A 14,147-nucleotide genomic window follows, 5' to 3' on the forward strand; every position below is an offset into this window, starting at 1 on the left:
CATGCCCAGGACGTCATCGCCGTCGTGGAGATCGCCTCTCCCTCCACCCGCGTCGCGGACCGGAAGATGAAGCCCGCTCTGTATGCGGCAGCGGGTATCGAGCACTACTGGCGTCTGGAACTGGAGCCCGCTCCGCGGCTGTACCTCGGGCACCTGGAGCACGGCGCCTACAGCGACCGGCTGGTCCCAGCCGGCCGGACCACGGCAGTGACAGAGCCGTTCCCCCTGGACATCGACCCCGCCCACCTGGTGAAGCGGTAAGCAACCGGCACGGGCCGACCGTAGAGCAGCGCATGCCGCTATCGGCGCACGCGCACGCCAGGAACGCCCGACACACGCCCGCGCGACAGCAGGGCCGGCACCCTCAAGGCTGGCCGGCGTTGCTGTGTCGCCGCCGTGTGGGCTTGCCGCGGTTGAGGGAGCCCGGGCGGTGGGGCGGGTTCCTGGCGCGGCGGTTCAGCCGGTGGGGGTGTAGGGGTCGGTGAGGGTCATGGGGGTGGCGGAGATGTCCAGCGCGGTCTGGGGGAAGCGGTCGCCGGCGGTGTAGTAGCGGGCCCGGGTGCGCCCGACGGGGGTGAGGACCTGGGCGGTGACCAGGTCGCGCAGGTCGCGCTGGGCCTGTTGCAGGCTGAGGCCTTCGGCGCTTTCGTAGCGGGAGCGGCGTACTCGTCCCGCCATGGCGACGTCGTGGAGGGCGGTGATGGTGCGTTCGTCGAGGCCGGTTTGCTGGGCGAAGTCGGCGAGTGCTTCCCAGACTTTTCCGGCCCGGGTCAGTCGGCCCTGTACGGTCTGAGCCTGCTGGTGATAGGCAGTCAGGTTGAAGCGGATCCAACCGGCGACGTCCTGATCGGGCAGGTACTGGGGGCCGCGACGGGCGAGTTCCCGGTAGTACTCCCAGGTATTGCCCGGCCGTCCGAGCCACGCCTCGATGGAGGAGAACTCCGGAGCCAGGACCCCTTCCCGCGCGATCATCAAGGTTTGCAGCGAGCGGGACATCCGGCCGTTGCCGTCGGCCCACGGGTGAATGGACACCAGATGCAGGTGCGCCATGGCTGCCCGGACCAGGGAGTGGGTGGCGTCATCGGCGTTGAGCCAGTCGACCAGTTCCTGCATGAGCGCGGGGACCGCATCGGCGTCGGGGGCGGTGTACGCGGCGATACTCGGGTCGCGGGCATCAGTGACGTAGACGGGGCCGCGACGCCACTGTCCGGCAGGTTTGCGTGGGGCGTGGCGGTGTCCTTGGAGCATCCAGTGTAGGGCGTTGAGGAAACTCTTGCTGTAGGTGAAGTCAGCCGAGTCGTGCAGCGTTTGGATGTAGGTCATCATGCGCTGGTAGGCGAGGGTCTCCTCTCGGTTCTCCTCGGAGACCTCCACGTCCCGCTCGCCCTCTATCAGGTCTTCCACATCCACGGTGGCGACCTTGAAACCCTCGATGGAGTTGGACGCTGCCACGGCGTCTGCGGTGAGGAACTTGCGCAGCCCTTGAGTCCACTTGGACGGACTGGAACGCACCTGATGACGCAGGGCTGAGCGCATCTCGTCGATGGAAGCGAGCACGCGCTCGTCGGCACGGCTGAGGGAGGGCGTGGGGTAGAGCATGCAAGAATGATACTGTGACGTAATTATAGCGTCAAATTACCTTGTTCGAGGTGGTGCCGGGGCGGTGTTGCCGGAGCGTCTGTCGCCCCTGCAGTGCTCCCTACAGTTCACCCTATGCCGTCCCCTACGGTGACCTCCCGTGCCTGGTGTTGCATTCGTGCAGGTCAGCGGGCGTGTGCGTGGGTGGCGGTGGTGCCGACAGCCCTTTACTCCCGCGCTTGTGTGTCAGTGGTGGGTGGTGGAGTGGTCGTGGTGGGGCTTGCGGTGGGGCCCGGGGTGCCCGCCCAGCCCGGGGGGTTGTGCGTGCGCGGGCCGTCGGCCGCGCCTCGCGGCGGTCGGGGAGCCGGTGCGGCCCCCGGGGGTGGCCGGTTGGGATGTGGAGCGGCGGCGGGGAGGCGAGGTGTGGGGTGACGGGGAGCAGGCGGTGGCCGTACGGGTCGACTGCCCGGGTGCGGGGTCTGGTGCTGCTGGCGCTGGGGGTGGTGAAGGTCGCCACAACAGGGCAGCTGCGGCAGCTGGTGCTGCCGGGGACGGCGGATGTGCAGACGGTCCGCAATGCGTGCAGGGACCTGAGGGCGGCGGGGCTGGTGGAGTCGGTGGGCTCGGCCAACCGGCCCGGCCGGTCGGGCAGGCCGGTGGCGGAACAGGTGTGGAACCTGACCACGGCGGGGCTGGCGGCGGCCGCCGGCGAACTGGGCCGCCCGCCCAAGGAGATGGGCGGTACCGCCCGGGAAGCGGCGAAAGTCGGTGCCGCGCACACGCTGAAAGTGACCGACACCATCGATGCGTTCTGCCAGTCACCACCGCAACCCACCCACCCCATTTCCCGCCGCAGCCCTCGCGTCGCTGACGAAGCCAGGCCCGTAAGCGCCGGGCCCGCCCCTACACAACCCAGACCAGCCGAAAGCGCCGGGCCTGCCACCGGCACCCAGCCCGCCCCTGCAGTCCAGCCAGGGCCACGGCCGTTATCCGCCCGGCCTCGCGGCCTGGGCACCCTGCGCGGCTGGACGACGGAAGTGATCCTCCCGGTCACCGGAACCTTCACCACCCCCGGCAGGGGCAGCCTGCGGGCCGCACAGGACCAGCTACCGGTGCTGTTCGTAGAGGTCGACAACCACACCGAACCGGCAGCTGTGCTGGCGGACAAGATCGCCCACTACCACCGCTTCTTCCAGCGCACCATGAACGGCCACCGCGTAGGGGACGACGTCCCGCTGTGGTCGACACGATGGGACGACTCCCGTCGTGGGGGCTACCAGCCGGTCGCGACGTCTTCACCAAACGGGTAAACCCCCAAGTCCTGCAGCGCCGCATCAGCGAAGTGGCCCGTGGTCGCCGAGCGGGACGAGCAGGCCGTGAGCCGCAGGGCCTCCGACGGCAAGCACCACGGGAGGCCGACGGCTGAGGCCCCCACTGCATTCGCTGCCGCGGTGGGGGTGTCATGTCCGGGCATGAGGCAGCCCCCGCCGCAGTCCGGGGCAGGGGCGAGCCACGTGCAAGGGCCTCGACGGGTGGGGGATTGACGGACCTCAAGCACTAAGCCCAGCGTTGCCCCGGCCGCACGCGGGCGCCAGCCGGGCAGCTCACGAGAGTGACAAGCGGTCCCGCCCACGGCAGGCCGCAGCTTGGGCCCCGCACGGTCAGGCGGCGTCTGAGCGGCCCCGCCCGGCCAGAGCCAAGAGGAAGCCAGGCGGGGCCACCTTCTCAGGATGCGTCCAGGCAACAGTCGGGGCAGCCTGATGGAGCGAGTCGAGTGGTCGTCCAACCGCCTCCGACGAGCGGTAGCCGGCGCGTCCGTGGATCGGGCAAACGCCCTGGAGGCTAACGCTTCCGGGACTACTGGGCGCGGCGGCCATAGAGCAGGCCCCTCCTTGTCGCCTCGGAGGGGCCTGTCTCGCGTGCGAGCACCGCGTCTGGGGGGGAGACGGGCGCTCAAGCGCTGCGACCTTATCGCATCGGCGGATCACTACCGCCCGGCCATCGGCAGCGAACGCTACGTGTCGCGCGACCCCGCCCTGAGAGCATCGTTGACAAGCGCGGGACTGGGACGCAGTGCCAGCATGCGGCCGACGCGAGCCGGCCCACACCGCCTTGCTGTTGCCGGGTTTGGAGTCGACTCCGCAACCGTCGGCGAGGTCCCTGACGAGGATGAGGCCCCGCCCGGACGACGCCTGCTCATCGGGATTCCGGTGTGCCGGGCGACGGGGATCACGGTCATGCACCTCGACGCGAAGGGTGCCTTGGCACAACAGGACACGGACCAGGAACTGGTCCGCGCCGGGCCGGCTGTGTTCACAGGCGTTGGCCGCGAGTTCTGCGGCGCACAAGATGATGTCGGCAACGCGTTCGGTGACGCCCCAGCGCTGCAGGATGCAGGCGATGAATCGGCGGGCCCGTCGCAGGCACGGGTTTCGCGCATGAACCACTGTGCGGCAGGTGGCCGCGAGAGCGTGTCCAGGCCGGCGGCTATCGCGCGGCTGACGTGCGGGCCCGGCTGCTGTTCGACGCGAGGGCTAGCGCCTGGGCGCGAGAGCGTGAGCGTGCCGAGAAGGGCAGCAGGGCGGCCAGTCGCTCGATGAGCTCATCCGTGTCGAAGGACGCGGCGGCGACCTCAGCTGCTTCGGCGTCGCTCAGCGACAGAGCCACAGCCTGGGAGGGCGTTTCGATCTGCCTTCTTTTCCAGGCGCGCAGGCGATCCCGGATAGTGCTCCGGCGTGGCGTCGATCTCGAAGGCATGCCGTCCGCACAGTGGGATGAGGTTGTTGAAGCTGCGGTTGTCTTCCTCGCTCATCTCGGGATCCCACCGCGGTCCGCCTTCGCTGCGGGCGTGGATGTGCGCGACCTGGCTGTTGAGGACGCGCTGGCCGGTGGCCGGGTTCTCCCGGTACAGCGGCTCCCCACAGTCGGGGCAACCACAGGTCAGTGCGGTGGCATACAGCTCCTTGAAGGTGCTCTCCGTGGGAGTGGCATGCCGGCGGGGAACACGGCTGGCAGACGGGACGTCGGAACCCATGTGCACAGTGTGACGGGTCCGCCGCCAGCCGCGCAGACAGAACGCCCGCCGCGCTGCATCCGGCCTTACCGCAGGCTGATCCGGTCAGGATCTGGGCCGTGGGCCCTCGCGGCTGGCTTCGTGGGCCGCGACGTCGGGCTCGTGATCGAGCCACTGCTGGCACACGGTCCAGTGGATACGAGGACTGCCCGCGTCGCGGAGGAAGACATCGGCGACGAGGTCCCGCGAGCAGAACCTCGTGCCATGGGCACTGCATACATGGTCAGCGCGCTGCGGCTGCGAGCTGCTCCACCGGACGATCTGCACGATCCGTGACTTCATGCCTCGCACCGTAGCCGGGAGCGGCCACAGGAACAGGGCCGAATACACAACCTGCCCGTGCCAGGGCCATCACGAACCGGTCGGGGGCTCCTTGTAGGCCGCTTCGATCGCGCCGGCATTGATCAGCGCGATCCGCAGCTGTTCATGTTCGGCTGTGCCGTCCGCCGTGCTCTGTGCGAAAAGCCGGGCCGCGTGCCCCTCAATCTCCCGCTGGTGGAACAGGTCCACTTGGATGCCGAGCAGAGCTGCGGCAATACGCAGGGCGTCAGCGGAGTCGGGGTGGCGGCTTGCCCGTTCAGCGACCTGGTAGGGATCCTCCAGCTCCGGCTGCAGGGCCACGGTACGAGTCAGCTCCAGCCAAGTGCCGTCGTCGAGACGGTCGGCGTAGGCGAACCGCCCTGCGCCGGTGAGAGCAGCGGGCTCCAGCTGCGTTTCGAGGGCACTGCGCCACAGCGCCGCGGCGCGTTCGGGCCACGGACTTGTTTCTTCGCAGTGGATCAGGGCTCCGGCGAGGCGGGACAGCAACTCGGACACCGCCTGCGGGCCGCCGTCCTGCGCGGCGAGTTCTGTCAGCAGCGCGGTGGCTGCGCCCAAGGCCTCGGACCGCCGTTGAGGAACGACAAGATGATCTTGCCAATGGTGGGGATGCCGTCCGGGCCGGCCGCCGTTTGCAACAGGGCCGTGCGGTCCAAGCGTGCCAGAACGCCAGTGTGCGGGCGCCCGTGCTGCAGCCAGGTCGCCCCGTAGCGGCCATACGCTCAACACCCCCTGGGACCCGCTGGACCGCGCCTACTTCAACGGCTATGCGCTGTGGACCTACCTCACCACGCCGTTCCTGCTGGCCATGACCGGCTTCACCGTCACAGAGATCGAGCCGTGGCAGGAGGGTGACGAAGTCTGGCGTGGGCGCGCGCCGCGTTCCCATCCGACATCGCCAGCCACAGCATCCGTCAGGACTTCTACTTCGGCCCTGATCACCTGCTCCGCAGGCACGACTACCACGTGGATGTGGCGGGCGGATTTGCCGCCGCGCAGTATGTGTACGACTGCGTGGACGCGGATGGCATCATCGTGCCCACCAAGCGCCGGGCCTACCGCCGCAACGTCGACGGCTACCCCATCCGCGATGAGGTCATGGTCTCGATCGACCTCAGCGACATTTGTTTCAGCTGACGTTCGAGGGGGCGCGGGCGAGGGCCGAGCGGGCAGAACCGCCACGCGTGTGAGGCGACAAGGCCGGCCGCGTCGGCGACCGCGAGCACGACCGCGGCGAAGTCGAACACGGTGAGGACGACCGGGTGCCTGAAGTTCCGCCGCAGGAGTTGCGCCCACGGACGCCTATGCGTTCTGGGACAGGGGTCCGGTGGGCAGGTCCAGCTCCGCCCACACGACCTTGCCGCTCGGTATGGGGCGGGCGCCCCATCGGCGGGACAACTGGCCGACGAGGAAGAGGCCTCGGCCATGGTCGTCCATGGTGTGCCCACGGCGCCGGCGGGGGAAGCGCCCGTCGGCGTCGGACACTTCGCAGGTGAGGACCTGGTGCCCGACCAGGCGCAGCGCGATCGGGCCGGTGCCGTGACGGATGGCGTTGGTGACGAGTTCGCTGACGATGAGCCTCGCCGGGTCCTCGAGCCCGTCCAGGCCCCACGCGGCCAGTTGGCGGGAGGTCAGGTTCCGCGCATGGCGGACGGCGGCCGGGTCACGGGGCAGCGTCCAGGTGGCGGCCCGGTCCGGATCGAGGGAGCGGGTTCGGACCAGGAGCAGGGAGACGTCGTCGCAGGCGGCCTGGCCATCGATGGTCCCCGTCGCGAGGTCGCAGAGTTCCTCCAGGGACCGGCCGGGACGCGCGAGGGCGGTGCCGAGGCGGTGCATGCCGTCCTCGATGTCGTGGTCCCGGTTCTCGATCAGGCCGTCGGTGTACAGGGCGAGGAGGCTTCCCTCGGGCAGTTCCATCTCGACGGCCTCGAACGGGTCGCCCAGTCCGATGCCGAGCGGGGCCCCGGTGGGCAGTTCGGGGAAGGTGACCCGGCCCTGCGGGTCGACGATGGCGGGCGGGGGGTGACCGGCCCCCGCCATGGTGCAGCGTCGGGTGGCCGGATCGTAGACGGCGTACAGGCAGGTGGCGCCCATGACGGTGGGGGTCGCGTGGTCGTCGCTCTCGGCCAGTCGCTGGAGGGTGTCGTCGAGGCGGGTCAGCAGCTCGTCGGGGGGCAGTTCCATGTCGGCGAGCGTGTGCACGGCGGTGCGGAGCCTGCCCATGGTCGCTGCGGCGTGCAGGCCGTGCCCGACGACGTCGCCGACGACGAACGCCACCCGGGCGCCGGACAGGGGGATCACGTCGAACCAGTCGCCGCCGACGCAGTGGTCCACGTCGGCGGGCAGGTAGCGAGAAGCTGTCTCGACCGCGGTTCCGCCCTTCAACTGGCTGGGGAGCAAGGTACGTTGAAGGGTGACGGCCGCGGTGTGCTCGCGCGCGTACTGACGGGCGTTGTCCAGCGACAGGGCTGCCCGGCCGACCAGCTCCTCGGCCAGCAGCAGGTCGACCTCCTGGAACGGCGTCGGATTCTCGGTACGGACGAACAGCGCCGTCCCCAGCAGCGTGCGCCGGGCGCGGATGGGCACGATCATGATCGAATGCCCGCCGTTGCCGCGGAACCGGTCGGCGAGATCCGGCGCCGTGTCGAGCCAGGTGTCGAGCGTCGGGTCCAGGCGGGACCTGCCGGTACGCAATATGTCGCTGAGGGGCGAGATCAGGGGCACGCCCACAGCTTCGCCCCGCAGCCACGGGGATTCGGGGACCCCGGGATGGATCGAGGCGAGCCCGGCACGCCGGAAACCGGGCAGCCGCCGGCCCGCCGTGCCGATGCGGGCCGGGGGCCCCTCGCCGAAGGAGACCGACTGCTCCAGGTCCACTGCGACGTAGTCGGCGAGCAGGGGAACGGCGAGGCCGGCCAGTTCCTGTCCGGCCTGCATCACATCCAGGGTGCTTCCCAGGCGCGCTCCGGCCTCGCCGAGCACGGCGAGGCGCTCGGTTGCCCGCCTGCTCTCGTGGAGGTCGGTGCTGATGACGCACACTCCCAACGCTTGGCCGTCCGCGTCCATGAGGCACTGGCACGACACCGCGAACGGATGTTCCCGGTCTGGAGAGGTCGGGAACCAGGTGCGGTACTCGTGGACTCGGGAGGTGCCGCTCTGCAGCACCTGCTGCATCAGCGCCTCGGTGGCCCGCGCGTCGGCGCCGGACCGGCTGTCGGTGAACCGACGCCCCAGGCGCCGGTCGCGGGGAAGGCCGTCGTGGCTCTCCATCGTGTCGTTCACGCCGGTGCACCGCAGTTGCCGATCGCGAATGATGACGCCGATCGGTGCGCAGGACAGCAGCAGTCCCCGTACCGGCTCCTTGATGGACTCAGCGGACCACGTGCCGGCATTGATCACAGATACGAGCCATTGTGTCTCCCCGCCATGCCCCTGCACCATTGAGATGCGCAATGTGACGTCGACCGTGCGGCCGTCCCGGCGGCGCACCGCCGGTATCCCCGACCAGCCGTTTGCGGCACGGCACTGCTCGGCGAAGGCCGACATCGAGGGCGCCGCGCCGTACGAGGGCAGCACGCATGCGACCGACCGACCCACCACGTCCCCGGCGGAGAGTCCGACGAGCTGCCCGGCGGCCTGCGTCCACCCGACCACGGTGCCCTGCTCGTCGAGCAGCGCGAATGCCGTTTCGGACATCTCAGCCGTGTTGAGCTGTTTACCCAGAGTCATATCGGGGCTGGTCGTGGTCGCCAAGAGGCTGTCCTCGAATGGATAGGGGGTGGGCGTGATCAGGGTGAAGATCTATCTTCGTGCCGTTTCATATGGTTGACCGAGTAAACATCCGTTTTGTGACAGCTGCAGCCTCAGGACGCCGGACGTCATACGCTGCCCTCGCCTGATGGAGGCGTCGGCCTCCGCAGTCCGGGCGGCCGTCGGGCCCCCTCTGCCTCGCGGCCGGCCACGGCATTCAGCCCGATCCCGCCCACGACAAGAGCACCCAGCCCCGGGCGACGGTCCGGCACCTTGCGACGGTGCTTCCTTCCTGCGCGCGGTGTCCCGGTCCGGGCGCCCGTCCATCAAGCCGCCAAGGCTTTCCCGCGGAGGACCACGGCCACGCAGCCCGCTGTCCTCGCCGATGAGCGCACCGGTGGCCGCTACGGCCGCCGACCGTTGCTCAGGGAGCTGTCGATCTGGGCACGTGCCGGCTCAGGAGAGGAGATCGATGGTGGCACCGACCTGGTGAGCCTCGGCATGTTGATAGGCCAGCCAGGCAAGGACCAGGTCTTGCCAGGGCAGTCCGACCGGGGTGTAGGCGGTGATCTCCAGGTCGTGGGTGCGTGCGGGAGCGTCACCGCGGATGATCTCGCCCAAGGACGCGGCAGCGGTGGAGGCCGGCAGGCCGGCGTTGGCGAGTGCGCCATGAGCGGCGACGAGCGGCACGTCGTCGACGATCAATCGGGTCGAGGCCAGGACGTCGGGTGCGAGTTCCTGCTTTCCCGGTTCGTCGGCACCGAGGGAGGTCAGGTGCTGGCCAAGCCTGAGTTCCTTCAGGTGCAGCAGGGGCCTGCGGGACCACGTCGCCAGCACCACAGTGGATGCCTCGGCCGCGACCTGTTCGGGCGTGGAGACGGTGGTGCCTTCGTGTCTGTCGGCGAATGCGGCTGCGCGCTGCGGATCGCTGTCGTGCACGACGAGGTGATCCCAGTCTCGTAGCTCGCGCAGTCCGCGGACGGTGAGTTCGGCTTGGGCGCCGGCACCGATGACGCCGACTGTGTGGGGGGTGTTCCCGGCCGGCCTGGCGATCAGGTGAGTGGCCAGCGCCGCAGCAAGGCCAGTACGCCAGGCGGTGATGGTCGCGGAGTCCAGCAGGGCCAGCAGTTTGCCGTCTGTGCCGCTGTGCAGGCAGATCACCCCCCGGAGCGCCGGTGAGGCATGGGGGAACTTTGCGTTGGTCTTGACGGTGTAGGCGTTGATGCCAGGTAGCAGCCCAGGGAGCAAAGCCGTTGCAGTACCTGGGAAAGGAAGGTCGGTGCGGACACGCTGACCGGGGACTTCGTTTGCAGCGGAGGCACTGAACCCCTCCCGCAGAGCCTGGATACAGGCCCGGGGGTTGAGCAGATTGAGCAGGTCAGTGCGGGTCAGGATGCGGGTCATACGCGTCAGAATCTCACGCATGCTGCGTCAACCGGATTCGACGGAAGTGGGGCAGGGCGGCCTGCGTGAGCCGTTGTCCTGTGCCCACTCCGATATGGGGACGGGCGACCGATCTCGAGGCGTTGGGCTTCTCCCCCGGTGCGGCGGTGATGCCGAGGATCTCGGTCAGGAGCCATTGCTGGACGGTGGTGAGGGTTCCCCACTGGGTGCGCTGGGCTTGGACCCAGCGGCCGATGTCCTCGCCTTGAACGGTGAGCTGGCCGGGACGGTGGGGGAGTGTGCCGCCGGCGGTGCGGTAGGTGCGGGCGAGGTGGAAGCAGCGTTGCCACACCACCGGCCACGTGGGGCACCAGGCGGGATCGATCTCCTCGAGTGCCTGCCGCCGCTCCCGGTCCAGCCTCGGAGCCTTGCCAGTGTGTCGAAGCAGTCAGATTGCGCTACTGATGCAAATGATCAAGTAACTGACCTGTAGTGCTGCAGATTCGGAAGCGCCCCAAAGTGACCTCTCTGGGGAAAGAGAGCAGGTCTTACGACCCTCGCGCAGCCGGGCATGCACCTGCCCCCCTCGCGTTGCGGGACGTGCACGGGGGGCCGAAGCTGAAGCTGAGGCATGCCCACCGATCACATGGACCGAGCGCAAACGGCTGCGGGGCTCGGCCACCGCAGCGCGTGCCGGACCGAGGGGTTGCGGCCGATCGACCCGGACTTCCCGGACCCTCATCTGCCCACCCACGTGACCGTCACGCTGACGGGCCACTCACCGAGCGAGCGCGTGTCGCTTTCGTTCCGTCGTATGCCTGATCACCGGCCCCGTACCGCCCGGAGCCCCAGGAGTCACCATGACGTCCGGCACCATCTCCGCGCAGATCACCGACTACGCCAACCGGGCCGATCCCTATCCGCTCTACGCGGAACTGCGCAAGCAACCGGTCAGGCGCGAGGACGACGGCACCTATCTGGTCAGCACCTACTACGAGGTGCGGAGCCTGGCCAACGACCCGCGGCTGAGCAACGACACGAGCAACCGCCTCCCCGGCTACGCCCGCGTCGGGCAACCGGTGGAGTCCGGCCTGCCGCCCAGCTTCATCTTCACCGACCCGCCCGCGCACGACCGGCTGCGCGACACCATCAACCGGCCGTTCGGCCCGCCGCACAGCCCCAGATTCCTCGACGGCCTGCGCGGAGAACTGGCCGAGGTCGTCACCGAACTGCTCGACGCCTTCGACGGCAAGGACCAGGTCGACATCGTCGAGGACTTCGCCTACCCCCTTCCCGTCACCGCCATCTGCAAGGTCCTCGGCGTGCCGCGCGAGGACGAACCGCGCTTCCACGTCTGGGCGGACGCCCTGGCGTCGTCACTCGATCCCGGCTCCGGCAACGAAGGCGGCCCGGAAAAGGCACAGCGGGCGCGCCAGGACATGGGCGCCTACCTGGGCGATCTGATCGAGACCAAACGCCGCCACCCCGGCCCCGGGATGCTCAGCGCACTCGCCCCCGACATGACACCGGCCGACCTGGAAGCCACCGCGGTACTGCTCCTGGTCGCCGGTCACGAGACCACCGTCAACGCGATCACCAACACGACCCTCACCCTGCTGCGCCACCCCGACGTCCTGGACCGGTTCCAGGAAAACCTGGACCTGGCCGCCCCGCTCATCGAGGAAGTGCTGCGGTACGAGCCCCCGGTCCAGTTCGTCCCGTGGACCACCGCCCTGGCTGACATCGACGTCGCCGGCACCACGATCCCCAAGGGCTCGCCGGTCTGGCTCATGCTGGCCGCGGCCAACCGCGATCCCCGACGTTTCGATGATCCCGACCGGTTCGACCCCGACCGCAAGGACAACGAGCACTTGGGCTTCTACACCGGCATCCACTACTGCTTCGGCGCCCCTCTCGCCCGTATAGAACTGCATCTGGCCGTGCCCGAACTCTTCCGCCGGGTCACGTTCTCCCGGCTGCTCGAGGACCCCCCGCCGTACCGCGCCAACGCGGTGCTGCGCGGCCCGCGCCACCTTCCCGTGGCCATCGCGGGCCTGACGGCCTGAGCACCACTGCCCTACTAGGCACCTATGCCAGGTCCCTGCACGACAAGTCGATTGGTCCGTCGGTTCAGTTCAGGTGCTCGTGGCCCGCGGCGGGGTTGCGTCCTTGGAAGTGGTGTAACGGGTTGGACCTGATGCGGGGGTTTGCTCCGGCGTCCGGGTTGGTGCCCGCATAGATAAACGGCTTGGGTCGCGCCGGGTGGAATCGCGGGCCTGTGCGGAGCGGATTGCCGGGTTCGGCGGGCGCCTGGCGTGTGCTGGTCTGTGGGTGTGGGTGCGGGCGTGTGCTGGCCGGGTTGCGGGGTGCGGGGTCGGGCGCCTGGCGTGTGTTGGTCTGTGGGTGTGGGTGCGGGTGCGGGCTACTGCTGGGTGTGGTGTGGTGGTTGGGGGTCGAGTTCGTGGCGGAGGGTGTGGGCGAGTTTGGCGGGTTGGGAGAGGAAGGGGCTGTGGCCGGATTGGAGTCGGATGGTGTGTTGGGCGTGGGTGGCCATGGCTTGTTGGAGTGGTGGGGGGATGGCTTGGTCGTGTTCGCACAGGATGTAGGTGCTGGGTATGGTGCGCCAGGCGGCGTGGGTGTGGGGTTGGGTGACCGAGGTCAGGGATTGGCGGGCGAGTTGGGTGGCGGCTTGTTGTGCCAGGTGTGGTTCGACGTCGTGGTAGAGGATTTCGGTGGGCTGGGTGGCTTGGAAGTAGCCGTGGCCGGTGTGGCCGTGGGGGTCATGGTGGACGTCCCAGTAGGGCGGGTAGACGCCGCCGGCCAGGGACAGGACCGAGTCGCCGGTGTCTTGCATCAGGGCGGTGAGGTAGATGAGGCGCTGGACGTTGCCGGTTGTCGCGGCGGCTTCGGTGATGGGGCTTCCTCCGTAGGAGTGGCCGAGTATCACGGTGGGTCCGTCGATGTCGGTGATGGTGTGGGCGACTGCTTCCGCGTCGTCGTAGAGGCCGCCGAGTGCTGCCGGGTCCTGGCCGCTGCTGGGTAGGGCGACGGTGCGTATGTCGAGGTCGGGGAGGTGTTCGATCAGTGGCTGCCAGCACCAGGTGCCGTGCCAGGCGCCGTGGACCAGGACGAGGGTGGGGAGTGTGCTCACGTGCTGGGTCTTTCCGAGGTGGGGTGGCGGGTGGCGGGGCGCTGCTGTGTGCTGCCGGGGTGGGGTGGCAGAGGGCGGGGGTCAGGTTTGGAGGGCGTCGCGGAGCATGCCGCGGGAGGTGATGCCGAGTTTGGGGTAGATCTGGTAGAGGTGGGCGCCGATGGTGCGGTGGGAGAGGTACAGGCGTTCGGCTATTTGTTTGTTGGTGAGGCCGGAGGCGGCCAGTCGGGCGATTTCGAGTTCCTGGGGGGTGAGGGTGTGGGGTGTGGCGGTGCCGGGTCGTCGTTTGGCGGTGCCGGCGGCGCGTAGTTCGGTTTCGGCGCGCTCGGTCCAGGGGCGGGCTCCCAGGCGTTGGAAGGCGGACAGTGCTGCTGCCAGGGGTGTCCTGGATTCGGTGGTGGCTCTGCTGCGTCGTAGTCGTTCGCCGTGGGCGAGTTGGACGCGGGCGTGGTCGAAGGTCCAGCGCCTGGCGCCGGGTATTTGGAGGGCGTGGGTGAACAGGTGCAGGGCCTGGTGGTCGTCGGTGGTGGTCAGGGCGGTGCAGGCGTGGGTGAGCAGGGCGTGGCGTGAGGAGAGTGCGGCGATGCCGGCTTCGCGCATCGCGGCGGCGTGGGCGGCGGCCTCGTGGTGCCGGTTGGTCCGGATGGCTGCCTCGACCAGGTCCATCGTCGCCCACAGGGCGTGGGGGGCGTGTGAGGCGAGGTGGCCGGCGGGGCTGATGGCGGTGGCGTGGCTGTAGGCGCCGGTGAAGTCGCCGCGGCCCAGGGCGGCCAGGCCTGCGGCGTGGTGGGCGTAGTGGGCGGCGCCGAAGGCTTTGCGGCGGGTCGCCCAGTGGATGATTTTGCCGGTGATCGCGTCGGTGGTGTCGGGTTCGCCGGTGGCGGCGGCGAGGAG

The 14,147-nt window shown here is 69.4% G+C and carries 13 protein-coding genes; 4 read left to right on the forward strand and 9 right to left on the reverse strand.

Going from position 1 to position 14,147, the window contains the following annotated elements:
• A partial coding sequence (locus ACFV3E_RS45290) for a Uma2 family endonuclease (RefSeq protein ID WP_500542198.1) occupies positions 1-261 on the forward strand: 261 nt, incomplete at its 5' end.
• Positions 262-456: 195 nt separating this feature from the next.
• Here the strand turns inward: ACFV3E_RS45290 and ACFV3E_RS45295 are convergent.
• Positions 457-1,599: a Fic family protein gene (locus ACFV3E_RS45295; protein WP_500542200.1), complete on the reverse strand. Its 1,143-nt coding sequence runs from the start codon at positions 1,597-1,599 to the stop codon at positions 457-459.
• Positions 1,600-2,060: 461 nt separating this feature from the next.
• On the opposite strand from ACFV3E_RS45295, the gene ACFV3E_RS45300 reads away from it, so the two are divergent.
• On the forward strand, positions 2,061-2,888 hold the full coding sequence (locus ACFV3E_RS45300) for a replication-relaxation family protein (RefSeq protein ID WP_500542202.1): 828 nt from the start codon (positions 2,061-2,063) through the stop codon (positions 2,886-2,888).
• Positions 2,889-3,239: 351 nt separating this feature from the next.
• On the opposite strand, the gene ACFV3E_RS45305 is transcribed toward ACFV3E_RS45300, so the two are convergent.
• The 3 genes from ACFV3E_RS45305 to ACFV3E_RS45315 all read right to left on the reverse strand — a co-directional run bounded on the left by ACFV3E_RS45305 (position 3,240) and on the right by ACFV3E_RS45315 (position 5,527).
• Positions 3,240-4,025, reverse strand: a complete 786-nt coding sequence (locus tag ACFV3E_RS45305; protein WP_500542204.1) for an ATP-binding protein — start codon at positions 4,023-4,025, stop codon at positions 3,240-3,242.
• A 185-nt stretch (positions 4,026-4,210) separates the two neighbouring features.
• On the reverse strand, positions 4,211-4,612 hold the full coding sequence (locus tag ACFV3E_RS45310; protein WP_500542206.1) for a hypothetical protein: 402 nt from the start codon (positions 4,610-4,612) through the stop codon (positions 4,211-4,213).
• 390 nt (positions 4,613-5,002) lie between these two features.
• Complete coding sequence (locus tag ACFV3E_RS45315) at positions 5,003-5,527, reverse strand: hypothetical protein (RefSeq protein ID WP_500542208.1); 525 nt, start codon at positions 5,525-5,527, stop codon at positions 5,003-5,005.
• A gap of 408 nt (positions 5,528-5,935) precedes the next feature.
• Between ACFV3E_RS45315 and ACFV3E_RS45320 the strand changes: the two genes are divergently transcribed.
• Positions 5,936-6,106, forward strand: coding sequence for a hypothetical protein (locus ACFV3E_RS45320; RefSeq protein WP_500542210.1), 171 nt, complete (start codon positions 5,936-5,938; stop codon positions 6,104-6,106).
• Between the two features lie 165 nt (positions 6,107-6,271).
• Here ACFV3E_RS45320 and ACFV3E_RS45325 read toward each other — a convergent pair whose 3' ends face one another.
• The 3 genes from ACFV3E_RS45325 to ACFV3E_RS45335 all read right to left on the reverse strand — a co-directional run bounded on the left by ACFV3E_RS45325 (position 6,272) and on the right by ACFV3E_RS45335 (position 10,457).
• The gene (locus tag ACFV3E_RS45325) at positions 6,272-8,665 is read right to left on the reverse strand and encodes a SpoIIE family protein phosphatase (RefSeq protein WP_500542212.1); all 2,394 of its coding nucleotides are present in this window, start codon (positions 8,663-8,665) and stop codon (positions 6,272-6,274) included.
• Between the two features lie 510 nt (positions 8,666-9,175).
• Positions 9,176-10,123, reverse strand: coding sequence for an ornithine cyclodeaminase family protein (locus ACFV3E_RS45330; RefSeq protein WP_500542214.1), 948 nt, complete (start codon positions 10,121-10,123; stop codon positions 9,176-9,178).
• Positions 10,124-10,136: 13 nt separating this feature from the next.
• Positions 10,137-10,457: a helicase associated domain-containing protein gene (locus tag ACFV3E_RS45335; protein ID WP_500542216.1), complete on the reverse strand. Its 321-nt coding sequence runs from the start codon at positions 10,455-10,457 to the stop codon at positions 10,137-10,139.
• Between the two features lie 505 nt (positions 10,458-10,962).
• Here ACFV3E_RS45335 and ACFV3E_RS45340 point away from each other — a divergent pair.
• Positions 10,963-12,168, forward strand: a complete 1,206-nt coding sequence (locus ACFV3E_RS45340) for a cytochrome P450 (protein WP_500542218.1) — start codon at positions 10,963-10,965, stop codon at positions 12,166-12,168.
• Positions 12,169-12,524: 356 nt separating this feature from the next.
• Here ACFV3E_RS45340 and ACFV3E_RS45345 read toward each other — a convergent pair whose 3' ends face one another.
• Positions 12,525-13,253: an alpha/beta hydrolase gene (locus ACFV3E_RS45345; RefSeq protein ID WP_500542220.1), complete on the reverse strand. Its 729-nt coding sequence runs from the start codon at positions 13,251-13,253 to the stop codon at positions 12,525-12,527.
• A gap of 81 nt (positions 13,254-13,334) precedes the next feature.
• Positions 13,335-14,147, reverse strand: an 813-nt coding sequence (locus tag ACFV3E_RS45350) for a helix-turn-helix transcriptional regulator (RefSeq protein WP_500542222.1), incomplete at its 5' end; no start/stop codon positions are given.

It is taken from the genome of Streptomyces sp. NPDC059718 (assembly GCF_042733315.1).
GTDB lineage: Bacteria > Actinomycetota > Actinomycetes > Streptomycetales > Streptomycetaceae > Actinacidiphila.

Bases quoted from the DNA above. Each gene is read 5' to 3' on its own strand.
- ACFV3E_RS45295 (WP_500542200.1), bottom strand. From the start codon at position 1,599: ATGCTCTACCCCACGCCCTCCCTCAGCCGTGCCGACGAGCGCGTGCTC.
- ACFV3E_RS45310 (WP_500542206.1), bottom strand. From the start codon at position 4,612: ATGGGTTCCGACGTCCCGTCTGCCAGCCGTGTTCCCCGCCGGCATGCC.
- ACFV3E_RS45325 (WP_500542212.1), bottom strand. From the start codon at position 8,665: ATGTCCGAAACGGCATTCGCGCTGCTCGACGAGCAGGGCACCGTGGTC.
- ACFV3E_RS45330 (WP_500542214.1), bottom strand. From the start codon at position 10,123: ATGACCCGCATCCTGACCCGCACTGACCTGCTCAATCTGCTCAACCCC.
- ACFV3E_RS45340 (WP_500542218.1), top strand. From the start codon at position 10,963: ATGACGTCCGGCACCATCTCCGCGCAGATCACCGACTACGCCAACCGG.